The organism is Pseudomonas sp. 10B238, assembly GCF_000970615.1.
Taxonomy (GTDB): Bacteria; Pseudomonadota; Gammaproteobacteria; order Pseudomonadales; family Pseudomonadaceae; genus Stutzerimonas.
The window spans coordinates 1-20,525 of the sequence record NZ_KQ033940.1 but is presented as its reverse complement, the minus strand read 5'-3'; the positions used below and the strand labels follow the sequence as shown (position 1 = coordinate 20,525).

Genomic DNA, 20,525 nt, shown 5'->3' with positions numbered 1-20,525 from the left:
ACCTTTTAATAAGGTAGCAGTCACCGGGCGAAGCTGTCCACGCTACGGTGACAGACATTATGATGCTGGCTATGTAAGAAGCGTCGCTCGCCGAGTATTGCCTGGATGGATTTTTTCGCCAGCTATGACATGGCCGCCTAACAACCCTCTGATCTTCTTGCAGGTCCAGCTGTCCTCCGACCTCAAGAAGCTCGAGGCTTTGTATTCCAACCATAAGCGGAACCTCCATTCCCTTGAACGGCGGATAGAGTGGCTATCCTCGGCTGACGAGCGAGCAGACAAGGCTGTTCAGCGCTGGACCAAAGAAATCGACCGGCGGAATGCGGCAGCGACACCCGACTTTAAGTTCGTGGCGGGAGGGCGGACCTATGGAAGCGACGACAAGCCGGCGCTAGTAAACCGATTTGCCTCAGTGATGAAAGAGGCGCATCAGATGAAGACGGCGTCACCTTGGGAAGCGCCCCGGCTTGTAGACGTCGGAGAGTACCGCGGCTTTAAGGTGCAAGTGTCGGTGCATTTAGATACCGCACGGTTCACCGTCTTTGGCCATGACAGTTACGAGCCGGACAATATGCGCTACTCCAAGGACGACAGCTTTAGCCTCAACGGATTTATCAATCGGATGGACAATTTCCTAGATAAATTCGAAGCGTGGCGTGCCGCAGCGGAGCACGGGCGACACCGCGAGAAAGAAGAGCTCCAGAAAGCCGTGGCTGAGAAAGCCAAGCCGTTCTCTCAACAGGCGCGCCTGGAAGCTCTGCGTCAGGACGTGCGCGACGTCATGTCCGAGTTGAAAATTATGCAAGGCGATCCGGAGTACGTGTCCACATGGAAACCTAGTAGCCAGCAACAAAATGACCAGAGCCGGTACAGGGCTAAAGCCGCTAGCTAGTGGTAGTTACCATCGATCTGACGTCAGCAAGAACTTAGCGGCCGGTGTTGCGTGTACGCCTCTAGGGGCGTACATTAGCCGAATCAGGGGACGGTAGAGAAAACGGACAAAATCGTACGCTAAGCATGCGGCCTGTCAGGTTGAGGCCATAGAGTTTGACGTTTAGGCGTCAGATAATGCAGAAAGCGGCCCTAGTCTGACGCGATGCCAGTGAGCCGACTGACGCCCAGTTGAGGTGTACCCTAACTGGGCGCGGCTTCTGCGACTGCGTGACATCCGTAGCTTCGCACTTAAAATTGTCAGTTTCAGAAGACGACTGCACGAAATGTCAGAAGTCGACTGCACTGCAGTCGGTAGAGCTGGATTGGGATGGTCGGTGAGGCGCCTAGATGGTCGGGCCGCTATCGACCCAGAGCCGGCATCACGGGCGGCTCTCGGCGTCGTGGGCGTGGCCGATCGCCTCCCGCAGGCGCCGGTCCAGCTTGCCGCAGTCGAAGATGACTTTCTGGAAATGCACCGCCTCGACGGCATCCAGCGGGACGTGGAAATCGCCCGCGTTCTCCACGTACACCACCAGGCTGTCGGCGGAAACCTCCCGAATGGCGCCGAACGCATCGTCTCCGTCGGAAACGAATGTCTGATAGCCGATATCGATCTGCTCGCGCATCATGCACCTCCTTTCACGTGAATCCAGTGTACGGTGAGTCGTCAGCCACGCAGCAGCGCCGACTCCTCCAAGTCGAGCTCGCGCTGTACGCGACGGAAGGCCTCATTGCTCAGCCGGCCATCGTCGCGCAGCCGAACGAACTGTTCTCGCTCGGCGGCAATCATTTCGCGCGCGAGCTGGCGGTAAGTTTCTCCTGCAGATGCCTCGGGCTCGCCCTCGTCGAGCTCCTCCTGTGCGGCCGTCTGGCGATTCTCGGCGCGTTGGCGGAGCTGGTCGACCACTTCCGTACGCGCGACCCCCGCTTCCACGATCTCGTCCAGGCGATGCAATGCAGCCGTCGCCGCCGCGCGGCGCGCCTCGACCTCCTGCTCGGTATCGCGCCGGGCCTCCTGGTCCGGGTGCGATGACCGCGGCATCGGCAGGGTGAACGCCTTGCCGTCGGGGCCGCTGTACTCGCGGTCGTCGTTGGGCCGGCGAGTATACACGTTGCAAACGGCGTTTCTATCGCCATTGACATTCGGATCAATCGTAGAATATCGGGCCTTGAGCGGCTGCCCGCGCCGAACCCGCGCGGCCGCTCGGGCGCTAAGCGCGCCGGGCCGGCCAGTCGCTGCCGAGTGCGATACCCTGCTCGACCAGCCGCCGGCCGTAGCGCAGTTGCGCGCGCTCGGCCGCAGCGAGCGCGGCATCGATATCGTTCCCAGCATCGACCAGCGCCGCAGCCAGCCGGGCCGCATCGAAACAGGCCTTGGCCGCCGCAGCGGCGGTATGCGGGCGTACCAGAAAGGCGGCGTCGCCGAGCAGCATCACGCGCTCGAACACCGTGCGCTCCACCGCGATATCGGTGATCTTCTGGATGAACGGCTCGGCGGTCGCGGCCACCAGCTCGGCCATGACCGGGGCGAGCTCGCCCTCCGCCCGCCGTCGCAGCGACACGAGCGCCGTTTCCGAGGCACTGCCGCGCGGCAGCGAGGCGTGGTGGCGCGTGCCAAAGCGGTCGGTGAGGCAGGCGGCGAGTTCGTCGTCGTCGGCAGCCACGTACCACACCCAGTTCAGCCGCCGCTGGCCGACGCGCACATCGGCACCGTCACCGGGAATGAGATAGACCAGCATGTGCCCGCCGGAGCGCGCCTCGCAGAAGGTGAAGCAGTCATCGAAAGCCGCCAGCAGGTCGGCGCCGACCTCGGCTTCGGGTACCGTGCCGCGCCAGGCAATGTAACCGGCGTAGCGGGACTCGACCCGCGGTTGCAGCGCGCGCCGGGTGGCTGAATGGGCGCCGTCCGCGGCCACCAGCAGATCGGCCTCGATCGTATCGTGGTTGACAATTTCGACCGCGACGCCGCGCGCGCTGTTCTCGTAGCCCGTGACCTGGGTGTCCAGGTGGAACACGGTTTCTTGCGCGTGCGTTGCGGTGACTGTCATGCGGAGCGGCTCGTGGCTTTCAGTTGCAAGCGCCGGGGGTTTTGCCCCAGTTGCGGGGCCCGGCGCATGGCCGAAGCCGCGGCGTTGCTGGTGGACGAGGTCTTTCCTGAGCAGCCGGTCAGACAGTGGGTACTGAGTTTCCCTTATCCGCTGCGCTTTCTGTTCGCTAACAAACCCGAGGTGATGACCCGTGTGCTGGGCATCGTCTACCGGGTTATCGCCACGCACTTGATTAGCAAAGCCGGCTTCACCCGCACCCATGCACGCACGGGCGCAGTCACCCTGATCCAGCGCTTCGGTAGCGCCCTCAATCTGAATCTGCACTTCCACATGCTGTTTCTGGACGGGGTGTATGTTGAGCGCGGCGATGGCCGGATTCGCTTTCGCTGGGTCAAAGCGCCGCTGAGCGCGGAGCTCACCCACTTGGCCGACACCATCGCGCGCCGGGTCGGGCGCTACCTGGAGCGCCAGGGACTTTTGGAGCGCGATGCCGAGCATAGTTGGCTGGCAGGCGAAGACCTTGATCAAGACCCTATGAGCACCGTACTGGGGCATTCGATTACCTATCGTATTGCGGTGGGGCCCAACGCCGGACGCAAGGTGATGACGCTGCAGACCCTGCCGGCGGAGGATCCCCCGTTTGGCGAGCAGGCGGGACAGGTCAGCGGCTTCTCCCTGCACGCCGGCGTGGCCGCGCGCGCGGATCAGCGGGACAAGCTGGAGCGACTGTGTCGCTACATCAGCCGACCGGCGGTGTCGGAAAAGCGTCTGTCACTGACAAACAGCGGCCTGGTGCGTTACCAACTCAAGACGCCGTACCGCGACGGCACGACCCACATCTTCTTCGAGCCGCTGGATTTCCTGGCGCGCCTAGCCGCTCTGGTGCCACGGCCACGGGTGAATCTCACCCGATTCCATGGGGTGTTCGCACCGAATAACAAGCTGCGGGCGCAGGTGACACCGGCCAAGCGTGGTAGGCGGCGCCACGGTAGCGGCACCGAATCGGATGACAAAACCCCTGCCGAGCGCCATGTAGCCATGACCTGGGCGCAACGTCTCAAACGCGTCTTCGATATCGACATACAAACCTGCCAAGCGTGCGGCGGCGGCGTCCGGATCATCGCCGCGATCGAGGATCCCGCGGTGATCAAGAAGATACTTGACCATCTGGATCGACAGGGCGCCCTGCCACTGGCGAACCATCAACCGGTGGCGCGCGCGCCACCCGTCCCACAGCTTGTTCCGATTCTGCATTGACGCTTCGGCGCCGTTGACTCACACGACGGCAAGGTTGAGTTCGTGCCGGCGTTGAGGATGCGGCCTTCTGAGGCGCTCAGGGGTTGATTCTGACCGTATCGCGCGCCTGCCGCGCGCAGATTGGCTCAGCACTGGGAGAGACAACGCCCCCACATTGCCCCAAAGCCTGACACGAACTATGATCAGCTACTCGGGAAAGGGCGTTTGTTGTTCCTATACTCGCTAATGCTACGCCGACAGCGTGGCCAGCGAAAGCACGCAACACGCATGGCTGCAATGCATTCAGGCTATGGACGGTGGAATCAATATGGGTATCACCACTCACGCGCCTTATACGCAACGCTGAACTCAGCCGATGCCTTTTCGATGCATATGCCCACAATCAATTTCGGGCTAGACGATCCGCCCACACTGACCTTAAACCGCGCGGACGATAGCTGAGACCGTCAGCCAAGGCGCATTTTGCACTGGCCGCGGCGCCCATTGCACTCACGTCGCGAGCGGGGCGCAGCGACCCGCGTCATGAGGCAACAAAACCTGTCGATTTGTTCGCCGTGGTCATCGCAAATACGCTTTGGATGAAACACCGGACCGTTCGCCTATCCTCGACAGGGCCGTTTACATCGCTACAAAGCAGCCACCATCGATCCTATCCACGACTCAGGGATAAGGTCTGAGCACGGCTGGCAACAGTCGTGTCATGCGTTGCCCGGGACCGCCACCCAGAAAGGAAATCCGCCCTGAGTCGCTACGTCCCGCACGACCTTGAAGGTATTCATATCAATCACCGCGATCTTGTCGTCCGCAGTCACGCTGACATACAGCCAGCGCCCATCGGCGCTCGCACGCACTCCATGTGGGCTCTGGCCCACTTCGATCGTGGTGACCTTCTTCAATGTCTTTTGATTGAGGATCGTGACTTCGCGACCTCCGATGGCAACCGTGGCTACGTAATCACTATCTGGAATCACGTCGATGCCCCCGTGACTGGGCCCGATGTCGAAATGCGCCAGAACCTTCTGCGTGGCGATCTCCAGCACGGCCACGTGGCCCGTGAAGTCGCGTATCCACAGGCGCTTGCCGTCGGGAGACAGATCCAGGTTATGTGGCGTGGGCATCCCCTCGACCGGGATTTCGCCACTCTTCGTCTGCGTTGCCATATCGATGACGGCGATAGCCCCGCCGCCCTGCAGGGTCACATAAGCGGTCTTGCCGTCGGCCGTGAAACGCGCATTGTGCGGCGTCTTTCCGACCGCGATCTTCTTGATTAGCTTGTGCTTTTCAAGATCCAGCAGCGCAACCTCGCCGGGACCCGGCACGGCCGCCAGGCCGTAGTGGCCGTCGGGCGAGATCTTGACGCCCTGGGCGGCTTCGCCCACATCGAAGGTGGCCAGCTTCTGACCGGAACCGGTATCGAGCAGATAGACCGCGCCGGTATCGATATTGCTGACCAGTAATTGCTTGCCGTCTGCGCTCAGTGAATCGTAGTGGGCGCTGCCCATATCCGGGTAGACCTTGCCGGACGCAATATTCTCGACCGCATTGGCGTTTTGCAGCGCGGCATAGACAGGCCCCGGCACAGCCGTCGCCAACGACACGTCGGCCTTGAGCGGCTTGCTGGCCTTGGCCGCCTTGTCTTGCTCTGAGTCGGCAGCCGTGGCGCCTGCATCGGCCCCGAGATTCAAGCTCGAACGCGCATCGTGAACCGCGCTGGCACTGAGCGATTTGCTGCGCTCGGCGGCGATTTCCTTAGCCGTGTACGGCTTGAAATCGGCCGATAGATCCTGGTTGTTGCCCCAGGCTGTCAGCACATAATTGAGTGCATCAGCGATCTGGGTATCGTCGAGTCCATCTGCCCAGGGCGGCATGGCGCCGTTGTAGGTCGTGCCGTCGACGTCGATAGAGCCGGTCAGCCCGAACAGCAGCACATGCGCCAGATACTCGCGGCCACCCTCGACTGCCAGCACCGACGGCGCATGCCCGGCCTGAGGCGGAAAGGCGCCGGGTATGCCCTTGCCATCGGCCTGATGACAGGCCGCACAGTTCTGGTTGTATACGGACGCGCCGGGGCCGTCGCTTTTGGCGGGCGCGACCGCAGCAGACGCCTGATCGCCCGAGCCACCCGCGGCAGACGACGACGCGCCCGCGGCCTGTGCCGAGCTATCGCCGCTCTGACTGACCTGTTCCGGGGTGACCGTATCCTGATCTATGGTGTCGGGCGTGTAATGCGATTGCAGATACTCGATGATCTGCGGCACCGCGTTTTCCGGTATGTACTGCTTGGCACCAAAGGTGTTGAGCATCTTGTGAACGGTGTCGTCCCATTGCTGGGCGGACAGCGGCGGCTGCATGCTGATATAGGTCGTGTTGTGACAGACCGAGCAATAAGCCTCGACCTGGGCCTTGCCCTTGCCGTCCGCCAGCGGCGGGGTATAGCTCGGCCAGTCGCCGTGAATACCGTAGCTGGATCCGGTATCCAGGCTCTCCGGTTTGGGCTGATCGGCGCTGCCGAGCACGCCCTGGCCGTATTGGCCTTCGCTGACATAGCCCGGCGGATTGGCGTTCGCGCCGGCCTCGTCGGACTGATATGCCCAGGCGCCACCGGCCGCAACGACAAACGTGACCGCCAGCATCGGGATGGCCGCGCGCCGCAACCGTCTTGTATGTGTCTGCTTCATGTTGTTCTCCCTGCCTGCTGTACCGCGCTCAAGCCGCCGGCCCGACGGTGAGTTGTTGTTGTTCGATCTTGTTCCATAGATAACCACCCGGGTTCCAGAGCCCGTCCTTTGGCTGGATATTGCCCTTGGCGTCGGTAGCACGCACGGCGAGCATGTACTGGCCCGGCTTGTCGGGCGTGAAGTCCGCATGCCATTCGCGAAAGCTGTAGGGGCCGTGATCGGTACCCAGCGTGGCCTCGCGCCAGTTCCGGCCGCCGTCGGTGGAGAACTCCACCCTGGTGACCGGCCCGGTACCGGAGAACGCCACCCCGCGCGCGGTCAGCGGCATGCCGGCCACGGCCTTGGTCGCGCCGTCGGGCGTGGCCATGAACGAGCGCACCGGCATGTTGACGTTGCCGATCGGCACCATCGCGACCTCGTCGTTTTTCACGGCCTCAGGCGTGGTCGCACCATCGGGCGTATCCGGAATCTTGTAGGCCTTGGCCATCCAGAAGTTCGTATCCTCGTGGTCGAGCAGGCGAATCCAGGACACGTGCTTGACCCAATAGGTCGCGAACTTGCCGGGAAAGACCATTCGCGTGGGAAAACCGTTGAGCATGGGCATCGGCGCGTCATTCATGGCATAGGCAATGATCGCCTCGTCCAGCGCCGGGTCGTCGATATCCCACGATTTCATGAACGCATGCGACCCGTAGCCCGCCGGGCCCTTGCCGAAATCCAGGCCCTGGAACTGGATCTGCACCGCGCCCTTGGTCACGCCCGCTTTTTCAAGCACATCACGCAGACGCACGCCGGTCCATTTCGCGTTGGCGATCGCGCCGTTGCCCCACTGGCCACCGGCCATGCGCGGGGTGAAATAGCTGCGGCTGTTGCCCGAGCATTGCAGCACGGCCGCTACATCGTGCGGCTCGTAGTCGTTGAGCAGGTCGGCAAAAGTCAGCGACAACGGGCTGTCGACCTTGCCTTCGACCTTGAGCCGCCATTTGGCCAGGTCGACGCGGTTGGGTTCGCCCGGCAGGTGATAACGCACGAACATCGCCTCGTTGGGCGTAAACGCAGACGCGAAGTAATGGCGCGGCGTCTCCAACTGCACCGGGCGATCGGTCAGGCGCAGCAGAGGCAGCTTCTGCGGAAAAATGACGTACGGCCCGATCGAGTTCCAGTAGGGATTGGGCTCGGGGCCGATATACGCCGGCATCGCGGTTCCGGTCTGATTGGCCACCGCCGCATTGGCCCGCCCGCTTGCTGCCTCCAGGCCGAGCCCGGCAAAGGCCAGCCCGGCCGCGCCCATGCCGGCGCCGCGCAGCAGCGCGCGCCGTGACGCATCGGTCGGCTTGTTGTCGCTTGGATCGTTATCTCGCATGGTCTGTCTCCCGTTATCTATTTATTCAGCTATACCCCGCGGCTTGCCGCGGCCACCTTCCCAAAGGGTGAGAGACATCAGTTCTCCTCTGTGGTCGACCGCGTGGTTTCATACCGCACGGTTGAAAGACATTTGATTGTGCTGCGGCGTTTGCGTGCCGCTTGTGTCGACTGTACGACCCGGCCTGTCAGCCTGCAAGCAGCAGGCCACCGCCCAAGGCCAGGCCACTGATCCACAGCGCGACGACCGCGCCCAGAAACAAAGGCTTCCACCCCAGCCGGGCAACCGAGACCAGACGTGTCTGCAACCCCATGGCCACCATGGCCGCAGCCAGCAACGCGGAATCGGCCGTGATCAGCGTATGGTGCATCGTCTCGGACATCGGTACGAAAGAGTTCACGACCACCATGAGCACGAACAACAGTACGAACAGCGGAAACGGTGACCCGGCCTTGGCCTCGCCGGCCCGCCGAAGGCCGCCTTAGGGCAGCTAAAAAGCGATGCTCTTCGCTTGAGCGGAGGCCTTCTACTTAACAGCCCAAACCTCGTCCGCCAGCTGACCCTTCCGATAGGTCATGGTTTGAATAACCTGAAGCTCTTTTTGGCCTTTATACAGGACCCTGGCAGAGACAGTTGTTTCGTCCACAGATGCTTTCTCAACCAGCTCTTCTATGTTTGCGGATAGCGGACCTTGGCCTTCCACGAACTTTTGCCACACTTTTTCGATCGAGTCTGTACCGTCATACGATCCCTGCAATGGCCCACCTTTCCAGGAAAGATGGGCATAGGGTGCATACTGGCCTAGCAACGCTGGCAGGTCATTTTCCGCTATTGCCCGGATGTGTAGCCTGGCGTCATCTTCAGCCGTGCCGGCTTGTGCAAGACCTGCAGAGGCCAGGAGAAAGAGAGTCATGGGGAGTGCTTTGATATTCATAGGGGCGTCCTAAAAGGAAAGAACCAGCGTACTCCGTGTGAGCACACGCTAGTACTACGCCCCGCTAAGGTTTTTATTCCGAATTTTTTCTGGAGACTGGAATAATTTGCTCACCTGATCGTCTAGCGTCTGACAGCTAACCAAGCAGGCCTCTAATCAAATGACGCAAGGGATCACAGACGAACAGTTCCGAGAGCTTCTTCCTCGTCTTCGCCGTTTTGCTCTATGGCTCACGCGAAACAGCGCTACCGCTGACGACCTAGTGCAGTCTTCGGTCGAGAAGGCTTTAACTTGGCGCGGTACGCGTCAGGAAGACGGCGATCTACGCGCTTGGTTGTTCACCATTTTGTATCGGCAGTTCATCGACGGCCAGCGTCGCCAGCGTCGCTATGCTCGAATACTTTCAATTTTCACTTATGTTGACGAAGAGACCAGCGCTACTGAGGATGTAGCCGAAGCGCAATCCACGCTTGAAGCTTTCGGCAAGCTCACAGCTGAGCAACGAGCATTGCTCCTCATCGTAGGAGTTGAAGGGCTAAGTTACCGCGAAGCGGCAGAAAGCCTGGGTATTCCTATCGGGACCGTAATGTCCCGGCTGGCCCGCGCCCGCCAAGCGCTACGCGTTTTAAGCGAAGGGCAGATTAATCTTCCATATATGCGGTTACTGAAATGAAGCCGACCCTACCGACCTCAGATGAATTGAGCGCTTTCATAGATGGCGAACTCCCACCACGTCGAATGGCAGAAATCGAATCGTTAGCGGCCAAGGACTCAGAGCTAGCTCAAAAAGTCGCCTCGCTTGAATACGATGCTCAGCAGCTTCGGGCAGCGTTAGCTGGGCTTCCTACAAGTGCGCCTGCGATTGAGTTAGATCCGGCACGGCTTCGAGTTGAAATAAAGCAACGGCGGCAACGGCTCGTTGCGACTGCGGCTTCGCTAGTCCTAGCGCTAACGCTTGGCATCACTGGGGGGTGGCATGGTCGAGGAGCATTCACTCCATCAACTGGCCTGCCGATGGCTGACGCTGTTGAAGCCTATCGCTTATTTAACAGCGTTAGCTCTCCGGCCGTTGATCTCGCTACCCATGAAACCAGCACATTGCAGCGTTGGCTTGATTCGCACTTTGAGGCCGCAGCACCCATGCCGGACTTCGAACCGTACGGATTTCGGCCGGTCGGCGCGCGCTTGATGGCCACCGACCAAGGAGCCGCCGCCATGGTGCTGTATAGGGATGATCGAGGCGAGACCATACTGTTTTACGTTCGGCCTCCAGGGCACAAAACTATTGGCCGAGGTAGCCGACGAGCTGAGGGCTTAGTCGCCCAATACTGGGCGGACGGGACGTATCACTATGCTGTTGTGAGCCAAGGCACCAGTCCAAGATCCGCAGCCGTACAGCAAGCTATAGCTCCTTTGATATAGCGCGAATCGATAGAGCAGGTCCGGTGTAAGGTTCAGACGTGAGGAATGATAACGGCCTGTAAGCAAATATTAACAACTGGCCTATGAATGCGATATTCCAGGCAAAGGCGCGTGAGAAGCTCTGGGCGATATCTCGAAGACTGGAACCAGCCGGCCGCTTACAGATGACGGAATTAGGGATTCCTCTACCGCCCCTGCAGCGAGTCCATCCGGACGCTTAGAGTGGGTTGAGGCGTTCCGATGTGAGGCCGAACTGCGCTTCGGCAAGCTCCACCATCGTCCGAGTCGAGTTCGCCAGTGCAGTGGGCCGGGGTAGCTTCCGCATCCGTGCTCAGTGTCGATCAGGTATTTTGAAGAGTGGGCAAAGTAGGCCTAGCCGCTTGGCACCCCGAGAGCGCGGCCCTGTCATTGTTCGGCGCCCCCTTACTCTCAGTGATCCGCACTGGCATGTCGCGCTGAGGCGAGCCTGCCAGTTCGCGGCGGGGGTTGTCGGAGCTGCTTTAGACATCCCCTGGCCCGTGGTGTGCGCAACAGCATCAAAGCTGCGCCCAAGCTGAAGTAAAGTGTCCAAAGTGCGATATCCGATCGAACCACCCACAACATGTGCAGCAGCACTAAGCCGAGTATCAGGTAGACCAGCCGGTGCAGTGTTTTCCAGCGAGCACCAAGCATACGCATGCTAAAACGGTTAGATGTCGCCGCGAGCACGAGCAGACTCAGCCACGCCAGTGCTCCAACGATGATGTAGGGACGCTCGGTCAGCTCTGTACTGAGCTGCGACCATTCCTCCCCTAAGATAAACAGCAGATACGACACCAGGTGTAAGCATCCATAGGCGAAAGTCCATAGGCCGAGCTGTCTTCGGACTAGAGACCAGCCGGCCCAGCGCGTCACCCATTGCAAAGGCGACAGCGACAGCGTGAGGAGCAGGAGAATTAGGCCTCCAAGCCCTAGCCGCTCGACCAGTACTTTCCCCGGGTCAGGCCCGAGCGCAGAAGTCCACGCCTGATAGAGCCATAGCAGCGGCCAGACGGCCGCAGCGATGAACACTGCGCTGCGAAAGACCGGATGCTTCATCAGTAGAACTTGCTCAGATCCATCCCCTGATAAAGGCTCGCCACCTCGTCCTCGTATCCATTGAACATTAGCGTGTCGCGTACGTTCGGGCTGAAGAGATTGGTAGGCAGGCGCCGCTCGCGGGATTGCGTCCAGCGCGGGTGATCCACCTTGGGATTAACATTGGCGTAAAAGCCATACTCCTGAGGCGCAAGATTCTGCCAAGTCGTGTACGGTTGCTCTTCAACGAGGCTGATGCGCACTATCGACTTGATGCTTTTGAAGCCGTATTTCCAAGGTACGACCAGCCGCATCGGCGCACCGTTTTGCTCGGCTAGGACGCGACCATACATGCCGACCGCCATAATCGTAAGGGGATGCATGGCTTCATCCATTCGCAGCCCTTCGCGATACGGCCAGTCAATCAGACCAAAGCGTGACTTCACGGCTGGCATCACTTCGGGCAAAACCGCCGTCTGGAAGCTCACATACTTGGCGCCACCCGTGGGTTCGGCACGCTTGATCAGCTCAGCGAGGGGGAAGCCCAGCCAGGGAATAACCATCGACCAGGCTTCCACACAACGCAGCCGATAGATGCGCTCCTCAAGCCGGTGGGGCTGCACGAGGTCTTCAATACTATAGGTGCCAGGCTTGCCTACCGCGCCGTCTATTTCAACCGTCCAAGGCTGCGTATCCATTGCACCGGCACGTTTCGCCGGGTCATCCTTGTTTGCGCCAAATTCATAAAAATTGTTATAGCCAGTTGCGTCGTCGAAGGGCGTAATGGCTTCTCCACTGGCTATCATTGCCTTCCACCGAGCGGCCTGCAGTTTGTTGGAAAACCAAGCCGGTTGCTTGCCTGGCACCTGAACGTCATATGGCCCCGCTCCCTGCTCCGCGCGGCAAAGCCCCGGCAAGGCGATTGCAGCGACGCCAGCAGCACCTGCTATGAACCGCCGCCTAGATAGATATAAAGCTTCCGGAGTGATCTCCGATGGCTGGCAACGGGAATTGCTTGGTATCTCTACTAGCATGAAGGCCTCGCTATGATTCGTTGGCCTTGCAGCGATCCACTGCGGGCCTTGACCCGTCCGATGCCGCTCCGATTGCGCGTTGCAGGCGTACCTGCCCCAGCCGGGATAACTGCAGCATCAAGTCGGCTGGGATTATGAACGCACTCGGTTGCATACCGGCGTACTCGTATTACGAGCGCCACTACGATTTATTCCCAAAAGCGTTAGGCTTCATCGAAATCTCTTTTCATGGGCATCCAGTGCCTGGAACGAGGACTGCTTCGTAGTCCACTGACGTCAAATGCGAGCAAGGACACTCACCGATGCCAGCCCACCACCGGTCAGAAGGACAAACAGGCACAGCGCGAGAGCAAACGGTTTGATCCCCAATGCAGCCAGCTTTTCCAGCCGCGTCTCGTATCCCAGCGCCGCCATGGCCATGGTTAGCGCGACCTGACCGGCCAGCACCAACCCGTCATGTAGTGCTGTCGGCAGATGCACAATGCTGTTAAAGCCAACCATCACCAGGAACCCAAAGGCGAACCAAGGGATCACCAAGGTCCCCCGCCTGGTGCTATCCGCCGCGGTTCGCCGCTTGAGCCACCATTGGCCTACCAGCAACAGGAAGGGGACCAGCAGCATGACGCGTACGAGCTTGACGATCACAGCGTTGGCCAAGGCCGCTGGTCCCACTGCGTCGCCAGCGGCGATAACCTGCGCCACCTCGTGAATCGTTGCTCCGAGGTAAACGCCAAACTGAGCTTCGTCCATTCCGGTGAGCGGGTACAGCAGTGGATACACGAGCATCGCCAGCGAGCCGAACAACACTACGGTTGCCACGGCCATCGAAGTCGCCGCAGGACGTGCGCGAATGGTCGCTTCGGTCGCCAGTACCGCAGCCGCCCCACAAATCGCACTGCCTGCGCAGGTTAGCAGCGTGGTCTCGCAATCAAGCCCGAGCACCCGGGTGCCGAATTGATACCCGACCAACATCACGGTTCCGATGACGAGTACGTCGAGGAGCAGGATAGACGGACCCAGTGCGCCGATCTGCTGCAGCGTCATCGACAGGCCGAACAGCACGATGCCACCCCGCAGCAACCAGCGCGTAGCGAAATGCAGGCCGGGGCGCGCTGCCGACGCCAGCCGTTCGAGACGGGGCAGATTACCCATAATCAGGCCCAGCAAAAGCGCAAACACCAATGGACTGAATCCGCTCTCGCGCAGCCCAGGGATTAGCTTTAAGCCGTAGCCGCCGGCAGTCAGGATTCCACAGAGCATTAGCCCCTGCCACATAGTCGCTCTCCTCTGGCGCTTGTCGTTGCCCAAGGCTAGGTGCAAGGTAACGGCTATGTGAAAGTGGTTATAACGATATAACTAGTCGGAAAAAACACTATGCATTTAGGAGTTAGTTTTCGTCACCTACAGGTTTTCGTCGCCGTAACGCGCGCCGGCACCGTCAGCGCGGCCTCGCAAAACCTGAGTCTGTCGCAGTCGGCCACCAGCCAGTCGCTTGCCGATCTCGAGAAACACCTCGGCGTGCCCCTCTTCGAGCGACTCGGCAAGCGGTTGCAACTTAATGAGCTAGGCCGTCGACTGCTGCCCAAGGCCGAGCAACTGCTATATGACTTGGACACCTTCGTCGAGTCCGCTCGCGAGCCAGATGGTGAACTCCAAGGCATGCTGACCGTTGCGGCCAGTGCAACTATCGGAACCTACTTACTGCCTGGGCTGGCTGGGCGGTTCAGCGAGCGACACCCAGCGGTGGACCTTCAGATACGGCTTCGCAATACCGGCGAAGTGATCGCTGACCTGTTGCGGCTTGAGGCTGACCTGGGCCTGATCGAAGGCCAGTGCAGAGATCCGAAGCTCAAATCTGAAGTCTGGCGGCACGACGAGATGGTGGTAGTTTGCAACCCGGCGCACTCACTTGCCTCGCAAGGGCGTCTAGCCGACTCGGACATTCCGACCGAGCCTTGGATCTTGCGTGAACCCGGCTCGGGTTCGCGTGCGGTATTCGAAGCGGCCGTCCGTCCGCTCGTCGAGCGCATTAGGGTGCGAATGGAGCTGAGCCAGCACGAGGCCATCAAGCAAGCCGTACGTACCGGCTTCGGGTTGGGCTGCCTGCCGCGGCTAAGCGTGGCTGGTGAACTGGGGCGCGGCGAGCTGGTAGCGCTGGAGACAGACTTGCCGCTGACCCGCACCTTCTCGCTCGTATGGCACCCTGAGCGCTATCGCAGCCCGTTGTGGCAAGCCTTTAAGGTGTTTCTGCAGGAAGACGACCAGACGCTCGCAAAGCAAAAAGCCACCCAGTCAACGGCCAACCAGGTCAGGTCACTTTAATCTCGACCATTAGGCCAGCGATGCACAGCGCGGTGGCCATGAAGCCATCATTCAGGCGCCGCAAGGGAGCGGCGCTTTAGTGTGGCAGGTCGCTTTTCAATCCGTCCTCTCGGCCTGCTTCAGCTGGCCAAAGCCTGTTCATGGGATAAATCCGCGCACCGTTCGTACTCCGTCGGCCCTCTGGCACAAGGTGCCCGTCCTCGAAGATTTCTACGAAACCCTCAATCCGGGCGGCGGTTCGACACATGACTTCATAGGCCAGATATTCTTTGCGTGCTTATAACAAGGAAGGTGTACGCGGATGATGTAGGGGTAGCATGGCGGTGATCGTCCAGCATTTGAAACCCGTTTAGATATCCAGTAGTGAGCTTGGTGATAGCTACGCATGCTGCCGAAAAAGAACTCTTGTCCCTACCTCTAGCTTACCCAGCTCTCTGTGCCGGTGGCTTTACGGTGCGAGGAATGAACGGCTCCGCCCAGTAAGCTTGCTGGCTGAGCACATTGCAGGATCACCGCTGACCTAGTTACAGGCGCGCCAACATGGTAAGCAGCTGACGATACGGTATCAGCGGCGTCGATAATCACCATAACTAGACTTTCTTCTGCATCAGCCAGCGAAACATGATGATGAAGGCATTGGGTAACTCCGCCCGCTTCGACAGAGGATCTATGCCATGAATCATTTTGCCGCCATCGCCAGCATCGTCAATGCATCTGCGTTCAAGCCGATAGTGCGCTGAAGAAAGAAATAGAGTTCGAGCAGAAGCTCAAAGCCCTTCTCGAAAAATATGACATGAGCCTGAAAGATATTATCGGCATCTTCGAACCAGACGCCGGCGGGAATGCGCGTAAGGGCGCAGCGCCCACGGCTAAAATTTCCCGTCGTGAGCGGATCGTTAAACGTTATAAGAACCCGAGCAACGGTGAGATTGTTGAGACGAAGGGCGGCAACCACAAGGTACTTAAAGCTTGGAAGAAAGAATATGGAAATGACACGGTTGAGAGTTGGCGACAATAATTAGGCCTGTTGGATGAGCCGCGCTTGCCTTAGCTCTTTGAGCGCACCCGTTCAACCTTGAACGGGTGCAGTCCTACACGACCGGCCCAAACCAGTGAACTACAAGCGATATTGGATAAACGTTCTTTAGTTCCCTTATCTGCGGCCGACCGCCTGGTCTAGATCCGCGCGTGCTAGGTTACAGGACTTGGCGTTGAATGATATCGCCCAGCTTATCGGCACTGCCGGCGACTATCACTAGGTAACGTTTGAGCCCTTCCTTCGGCTGACTGACGACCTGCCTGATTGGTCCGACAGCGTTTACGATAGCAGCGCCTGCTGGATTGCTGTTAAACGAAGCCAAAGGCTGCAAATGTCCTGTTCCATCCGACCGTTCAGCAAACGCAAGCGTATATGGGTGCTTAGGCTCCAACCCTGTCACCGAAGCCTGTAAGACTTGCGTTAGGCCCTGTTCGAATAGGGTGACTGTAGTCGGGACAGCTTCACTATCTTTTCGTCCAGAAGGAGCAAGCTTTAGCTGAACGGTCTGCGCCGCGAGACCGAGCGGTTGGAGATTTGCCTTTCCATCTCCTTCAGGCACAGCGTTAGGAACGTACACAACCGCCTGAGGTGCTTGGCCTATCGCGATGTTTTTTACGACCTTATTCGTCTTGGTGTCAATTACAGCGAGCGCATCAGCATTTTCTAAACCAACGTACATACGACTGCCGTCACCAGATGGCCAAAGACCATGCGGAAGATGCCCTACGTCGATCGTAGTCAGAAGGTCGAAAGTGTCAGTGTCGAATACTTGAACCTGATTGAGACCACCCACGGTGACATATGCTCGGGTACGCCCATCAACGTGAGCGAGATTAACGTGGTTGGTTATAGGTCCCGTATCAAGTGTCCGCATCAGCTTGAAGGGTGGCCTTGCGTCAAATACCTGGACCTTGCCAACATCTTTGAGAGTAAGCCATAGCTGTTTGCCGTCGGGGGACGCTGCTAGATCGGGGCAGAAAGGGCTTGCCTGTGGGAGCGTTCCGACAACCTTATGGTTAGCTAGATCGATTACGCTAGTTTCAGGGCTGAATGACGAGCAGACATATCCGTACTTACCGTCCGGAGAAAATATCTGCATTCCAGGCCCCGCGGGGACTTTGATCCGTGTCTTCTGCTCAAAGGTCTTCGTATCGATCACAGCGATGTAATCTTCCCCGCGGACTGTCACCCACACTTCCTTCCCGTCAGGGGTAAAAAAAGCTTCGTGAGGTGAACGGCCTAGATAAGTCACGTGCTTGATTGAGTTGGTTGCAGTATCAATAAAGCTGACCGAATTTGAGCCGATTGAAACGACCGCTAGCGTGCGGTGATCCGGTGAGAAGCCCAAACCATGTACTAATACCTGGCCACGATACAAAGGACTGAGATTTCCCGGCTGTGGATCGCCAAGACGTATTACCCCCAACAGTTCATTGCTGGCTGGGTCAGTAACAGAAACCGTATTGGAAAATTGTTCTGCAGCATAAACACGGTCACGATGGCTGATTGGGATGTCGGGCTTGTTGGTTGAGCCGGGAACTTGTCCAGCGAACAATGGCGCCGAGAGCGTTACCAAGGCGGCCGCAATCGCCGCGCGGAGACGTAAGCGATGTGTCATAGATAGCTCCGATTTAGTGGGGGGTATGGTGCGGATTGGTAGGAGATTGCTGAACCGAAGCAGTAGTTTGTGTCGGCAATGGATCGCCGATAGCGAGTCTCATTGCAAAGATTTCTTGCTCCTGAGTGATGATGATTTCTTGAGCTAAGCGCTTCAGGGGTTCGCTAGTCCCGTAGCGGAGCATGGCTTGCGCCATGTCTATCGCACCCTGATGGTGCGGAACCATCATCTCAACGAAATCGCGATCAACGTCGCCTGTTGGAGATACGTGCATGGCTTCCATCATGCGTGCCATGGCAGCATCGTTATCCGCTACAAAACCAGATGGTGCTGAAGAGTGGTCCGTATGACCTTCACAAGCGAAAGCGGTGGTGCTGCAAGCTAAAACACTGAGAAACAGTACTAGCTGGGCAGTTGGGTATGTCGGTAGCGCTTTGGTTGTCATCGCTCGATCCTGAAGTGCGTTGTGTGCAGTCAGGACGAACCGCGTGCGTATATATTCCGCGGGAGCAAACTTATTTTGGCGGCGGCGATTGGTAGCGTCGGTCGCAAGCGAAAGTCTGACGCTACGCAGCCGTTGACCTTTGCGAACGAGCTCTATTGGCCGGTTAGCGACGGCTTGGCCGTGGCCGTCGCTATGCATCGCACGGTCAAACTTCGGTAAGCTCCGCCATCTCCAAGGCGTCGTCTATCTCGGTCCCGAGGTATCGGACAGTGCTTTCCAGCTTCGTATGACCGAGCAGCAGTTGAACCGCTCTCAAGTTTTTCGTCCTGCGATAGATCAGGGAAGCCTTGGTACGTCTCATTGTGTGAATGCCATACATGGCAGGATCAAGACCAATAACCTTCACACAAGCTTTAACGATACGAGCGTATTGCCGAGTGGATAGGTGTTCAGAGGGGCGCAGCCGGCTCGGGAAAAGATAGTCCTCGCTGCGGAGCTGTGCCTGGTGCATCCAAGTTTCGAGAGCCGTCCTTGTTTGCTCTGTGATCAGGAACTGAACTGGTCTCTGGGTTTTCTGTTGCATCACGATGGCTCGCGATGCAACGTGCTTACCATGGGCAACATCACGAACACGGAGCCTGGTTAAGTAAAAGGCTCGCAATTTACTGTCAATGGCTAAGTCGAAGAGCGCCAGATCTCGGGTTTTGTTGGCGATTTGCAGCCGCAACCGAATCGCCCAGATATCTCTAAGGCGGAGCGGCGCTTTCTGCCCGATCAATTTTACTTTGTCCCAGGGCTGATGGCTGTAGGTAGCATTATTATTCATGGGGTTGTCCTCCTCGTACGGGAAGACAAGGATGGTTAGCTAGGGCAAGGGGCGCTAACGGCCAGAGGCTGCCAATACTTCTGACCGGCTCCGGCAGGGTCAATGAACGGCACTTCAATGGTCTGTTGCCGCCCGTTTACCTGCATACGCTTGAGAGATCCACTCAGCGGTTCGCTGGGCGTAATCGATACGGGTTCAATCCTGCTTCAGACTTTGATGTGTTCCACAGGCCCTAGTTGTGAGAGTACGGTCAGGCACTTCTCGATTAAGACACTACTTAGGTTTTATCTGATTGCGGCTGGCTGGCGTACCCTGTATGCCGCGCAAAAGGCAGGGCAGTTGGCCACAACCGGCCTGTATGCCCACGTTCGCCACCCCCAATATTCCGGCTTTGTGCTCATCATGTTCGGTTTTCTGTTACAATGGCCCACGCTGCTGACGCTGGCCATGTTCCCGGTGCTGGTGTGGATGTACTCGCGCCTGTCTTTGTATGAGGAGCGTGAAACAGAAAAAACGTTCGGCTCCGATTGGCGGGCCTATGCAGCCAGAACTCCCCGTTTTATTCCTCAATTGAGGAATTTGAGGCGCAAGGAAATCGAGGCACAAGAATGATGCATGGGGCAACTATCTCAATAGGCGTTCTTGCGGTCGCACTAATCAGCGGCTGCGGTAAGACGGTGGATGACCGCTGGTACACACAGGCCCAGGTCGAGCGCGGCGCAGTGGTGTTCGACGACAACTGCGCAAGCTGCCATGGCGGCAATGCCCAAGGCGCTTTCAATTGGAATAAGACTCTGAAGGATGGCTCTTACCCGCCGCCACCGCTCAACGGAACAGGTCATGCCTGGCACCATTCCTTCGACACGCTGATGGGTACAATTAGTCAAGGTGGCGCCCCCATGGGTGGGAAAATGCCGGCCTTCGCAGACGAGCTCTCCAGGGACGATCAAAAAGCCGCTATCGCCTATTTCCAGAGCAAATGGGACAAGCGGATCTATGAGGCATGGTCTGAAAGGAGTGGGCTCTGATTTCTCTGGGTAATCAGACGATTAACTCAAGGAGGCAGCGTATGAAATGCTTATGGGTGGTGGCTTTTCTAAGTGTTTTTCCGGGCAGTGCGCTGGGTCGTGCGCCCTCGGCGGAATCATTGATTGAGGGGATGGAGGCCACCCTGTGGTCGGACAGCAACCACGACCGTTTCACCATGCGTATCGAAACCGAATACTGGACCTGGGAACCGGACCTGGAGGCCTGGATGGTTCGGCAGGTTTAAGATGGAATTATAGCGAGTTAATGCCGGTAGTCACATGGACAGGCACAGGGGTAATTCCTCTTGCACAATGGGTTTTCTTGCCACCGATAACGGGCCTGATTGTCAAATGGATGTTTCTTGGGTGGTTGACTCTGAGAGCCAAATGAAGAGGCATCGTGGAAGTGAAGTAAATTACTTTCTGTATTTTCAATATTTAATAAATAGTCGACTGTCGTTCTAAGAGACAGTCGACTACTGGTTATTCTCTAAGGAACGTCTGAAGAACTGACCCCGCTGG

At 58.5% G+C, this 20,525-nt stretch carries 18 protein-coding genes and 3 pseudogenes; 8 read left to right on the top strand and 13 right to left on the bottom strand.

Features of this window, described 5'->3' with window-relative positions:
- The first annotated feature begins 124 nt into the window (after positions 1-124).
- Entirely contained in the window at positions 125-892 is a 768-nt protein-coding gene (locus RT21_RS19095) for a hypothetical protein (protein ID WP_046163976.1), read from the top strand.
- 421 nt (positions 893-1,313) lie between these two features.
- Here the strand turns inward: RT21_RS19095 and RT21_RS19090 are convergent, their stop codons facing one another.
- From RT21_RS19090 to RT21_RS19080, 3 genes are all read right to left on the bottom strand, one after another.
- Positions 1,314-1,559: a hypothetical protein gene (locus RT21_RS19090; protein WP_045430973.1), complete on the bottom strand. Its 246-nt coding sequence runs from the start codon at positions 1,557-1,559 to the stop codon at positions 1,314-1,316.
- Between the two features lie 41 nt (positions 1,560-1,600).
- The gene (locus RT21_RS19085; RefSeq protein ID WP_045430974.1) at positions 1,601-2,044 is read right to left on the bottom strand and encodes a hypothetical protein; all 444 of its coding nucleotides are present in this window, start codon (positions 2,042-2,044) and stop codon (positions 1,601-1,603) included.
- Positions 2,045-2,144: 100 nt separating this feature from the next.
- Complete coding sequence (locus tag RT21_RS19080; RefSeq protein ID WP_052649222.1) at positions 2,145-2,981, bottom strand: FAD binding domain-containing protein; 837 nt, start codon at positions 2,979-2,981, stop codon at positions 2,145-2,147.
- Here RT21_RS19080 and RT21_RS19075 point away from each other — a divergent pair.
- Positions 2,937-4,238: pseudogene (locus RT21_RS19075) on the top strand (IS91 family transposase); the annotation flags it as partial. The gene RT21_RS19080 and the pseudogene RT21_RS19075 sit on opposite strands and share 45 nt — an antisense overlap.
- 698 nt (positions 4,239-4,936) lie before the next feature.
- Here the strand turns inward: RT21_RS19075 and RT21_RS23675 are convergent.
- The 4 genes and pseudogenes from RT21_RS23675 to RT21_RS19050 all read right to left on the bottom strand — a co-directional run bounded on the left by RT21_RS23675 (position 4,937) and on the right by RT21_RS19050 (position 9,213).
- Positions 4,937-6,916, bottom strand: coding sequence for a c-type cytochrome (locus RT21_RS23675; RefSeq protein WP_063880486.1), 1,980 nt, complete (start codon positions 6,914-6,916; stop codon positions 4,937-4,939).
- A 28-nt stretch (positions 6,917-6,944) separates the two neighbouring features.
- Entirely contained in the window at positions 6,945-8,279 is a 1,335-nt protein-coding gene (locus RT21_RS19060) for a molybdopterin-dependent oxidoreductase (RefSeq protein WP_196766728.1), read from the bottom strand.
- Between the two features lie 187 nt (positions 8,280-8,466).
- Positions 8,467-8,715, bottom strand: a pseudogene (locus RT21_RS19055) (putative sulfate exporter family transporter); the annotation flags it as partial.
- Positions 8,716-8,805: 90 nt separating this feature from the next.
- Complete coding sequence (locus RT21_RS19050; RefSeq protein WP_045430986.1) at positions 8,806-9,213, bottom strand: hypothetical protein; 408 nt, start codon at positions 9,211-9,213, stop codon at positions 8,806-8,808.
- A gap of 160 nt (positions 9,214-9,373) precedes the next feature.
- Here RT21_RS19050 and RT21_RS19045 point away from each other — a divergent pair, with 160 nt between their 5' ends.
- Entirely contained in the window at positions 9,374-9,886 is a 513-nt protein-coding gene (locus RT21_RS19045) for a sigma-70 family RNA polymerase sigma factor (protein WP_045430988.1), read from the top strand.
- 1,178 nt (positions 9,887-11,064) lie between these two features.
- Here RT21_RS19045 and msrQ read toward each other — a convergent pair.
- The 3 genes from msrQ to RT21_RS19025 all read right to left on the bottom strand — a co-directional run bounded on the left by msrQ (position 11,065) and on the right by RT21_RS19025 (position 14,000).
- Complete coding sequence (msrQ, locus tag RT21_RS19035; RefSeq protein WP_045430994.1) at positions 11,065-11,712, bottom strand: protein-methionine-sulfoxide reductase heme-binding subunit MsrQ; 648 nt, start codon at positions 11,710-11,712, stop codon at positions 11,065-11,067.
- Entirely contained in the window at positions 11,712-12,725 is a 1,014-nt protein-coding gene (gene msrP, locus RT21_RS19030; RefSeq protein ID WP_045430997.1) for a protein-methionine-sulfoxide reductase catalytic subunit MsrP, read from the bottom strand. The genes msrQ and msrP overlap by 1 nt, the downstream gene beginning before the upstream one ends.
- A gap of 276 nt (positions 12,726-13,001) precedes the next feature.
- Entirely contained in the window at positions 13,002-14,000 is a 999-nt protein-coding gene (locus RT21_RS19025; protein WP_045430999.1) for a YeiH family protein, read from the bottom strand.
- A 99-nt stretch (positions 14,001-14,099) separates the two neighbouring features.
- Between RT21_RS19025 and RT21_RS19020 the strand changes: the two genes are divergently transcribed.
- Positions 14,100-15,047, top strand: coding sequence for a LysR family transcriptional regulator (locus RT21_RS19020; protein WP_045431003.1), 948 nt, complete (start codon positions 14,100-14,102; stop codon positions 15,045-15,047).
- A gap of 712 nt (positions 15,048-15,759) precedes the next feature.
- On the top strand, positions 15,760-16,065 hold the full coding sequence (locus RT21_RS24205) for a histone-like nucleoid-structuring protein, MvaT/MvaU family (RefSeq protein WP_081262867.1): 306 nt from the start codon (positions 15,760-15,762) through the stop codon (positions 16,063-16,065).
- Positions 16,066-16,243: 178 nt separating this feature from the next.
- Here RT21_RS24205 and RT21_RS19010 read toward each other — a convergent pair whose 3' ends face one another.
- From RT21_RS19010 to RT21_RS19000, 3 genes are all read right to left on the bottom strand, one after another.
- Entirely contained in the window at positions 16,244-17,704 is a 1,461-nt protein-coding gene (locus tag RT21_RS19010; protein WP_045431008.1) for a YncE family protein, read from the bottom strand.
- Positions 17,705-17,717: 13 nt separating this feature from the next.
- A complete protein-coding gene (locus RT21_RS19005) occupies positions 17,718-18,149 on the bottom strand; it encodes a DUF305 domain-containing protein (protein WP_045432266.1) in 432 nt (143 codons plus the stop codon).
- A 205-nt stretch (positions 18,150-18,354) separates the two neighbouring features.
- Positions 18,355-18,975 carry a tyrosine-type recombinase/integrase gene (locus RT21_RS19000; RefSeq protein ID WP_045431009.1) on the bottom strand — a complete coding sequence of 207 codons (621 nt, stop codon included), beginning with the start codon at positions 18,973-18,975 and terminating at the stop codon, positions 18,355-18,357.
- A gap of 282 nt (positions 18,976-19,257) precedes the next feature.
- On the opposite strand from RT21_RS19000, the pseudogene RT21_RS23935 reads away from it, so the two are divergent.
- The 3 genes and pseudogenes from RT21_RS23935 to RT21_RS23860 form a co-directional block, all read left to right on the top strand.
- Positions 19,258-19,587, top strand: a pseudogene (locus RT21_RS23935) (isoprenylcysteine carboxylmethyltransferase family protein); the annotation flags it as partial.
- Positions 19,584-20,003, top strand: a complete 420-nt coding sequence (locus RT21_RS18990) for a c-type cytochrome (RefSeq protein WP_218186914.1) — start codon at positions 19,584-19,586, stop codon at positions 20,001-20,003. The pseudogene RT21_RS23935 and the gene RT21_RS18990, both read left to right, overlap by 4 nt.
- A 41-nt stretch (positions 20,004-20,044) precedes the next feature.
- Positions 20,045-20,248 (top strand): hypothetical protein, encoded by a 204-nt coding sequence (locus RT21_RS23860; RefSeq protein ID WP_046163975.1) that lies wholly within the window; start codon positions 20,045-20,047, stop codon positions 20,246-20,248.
- Positions 20,249-20,525: the final 277 nt, after the last annotated feature.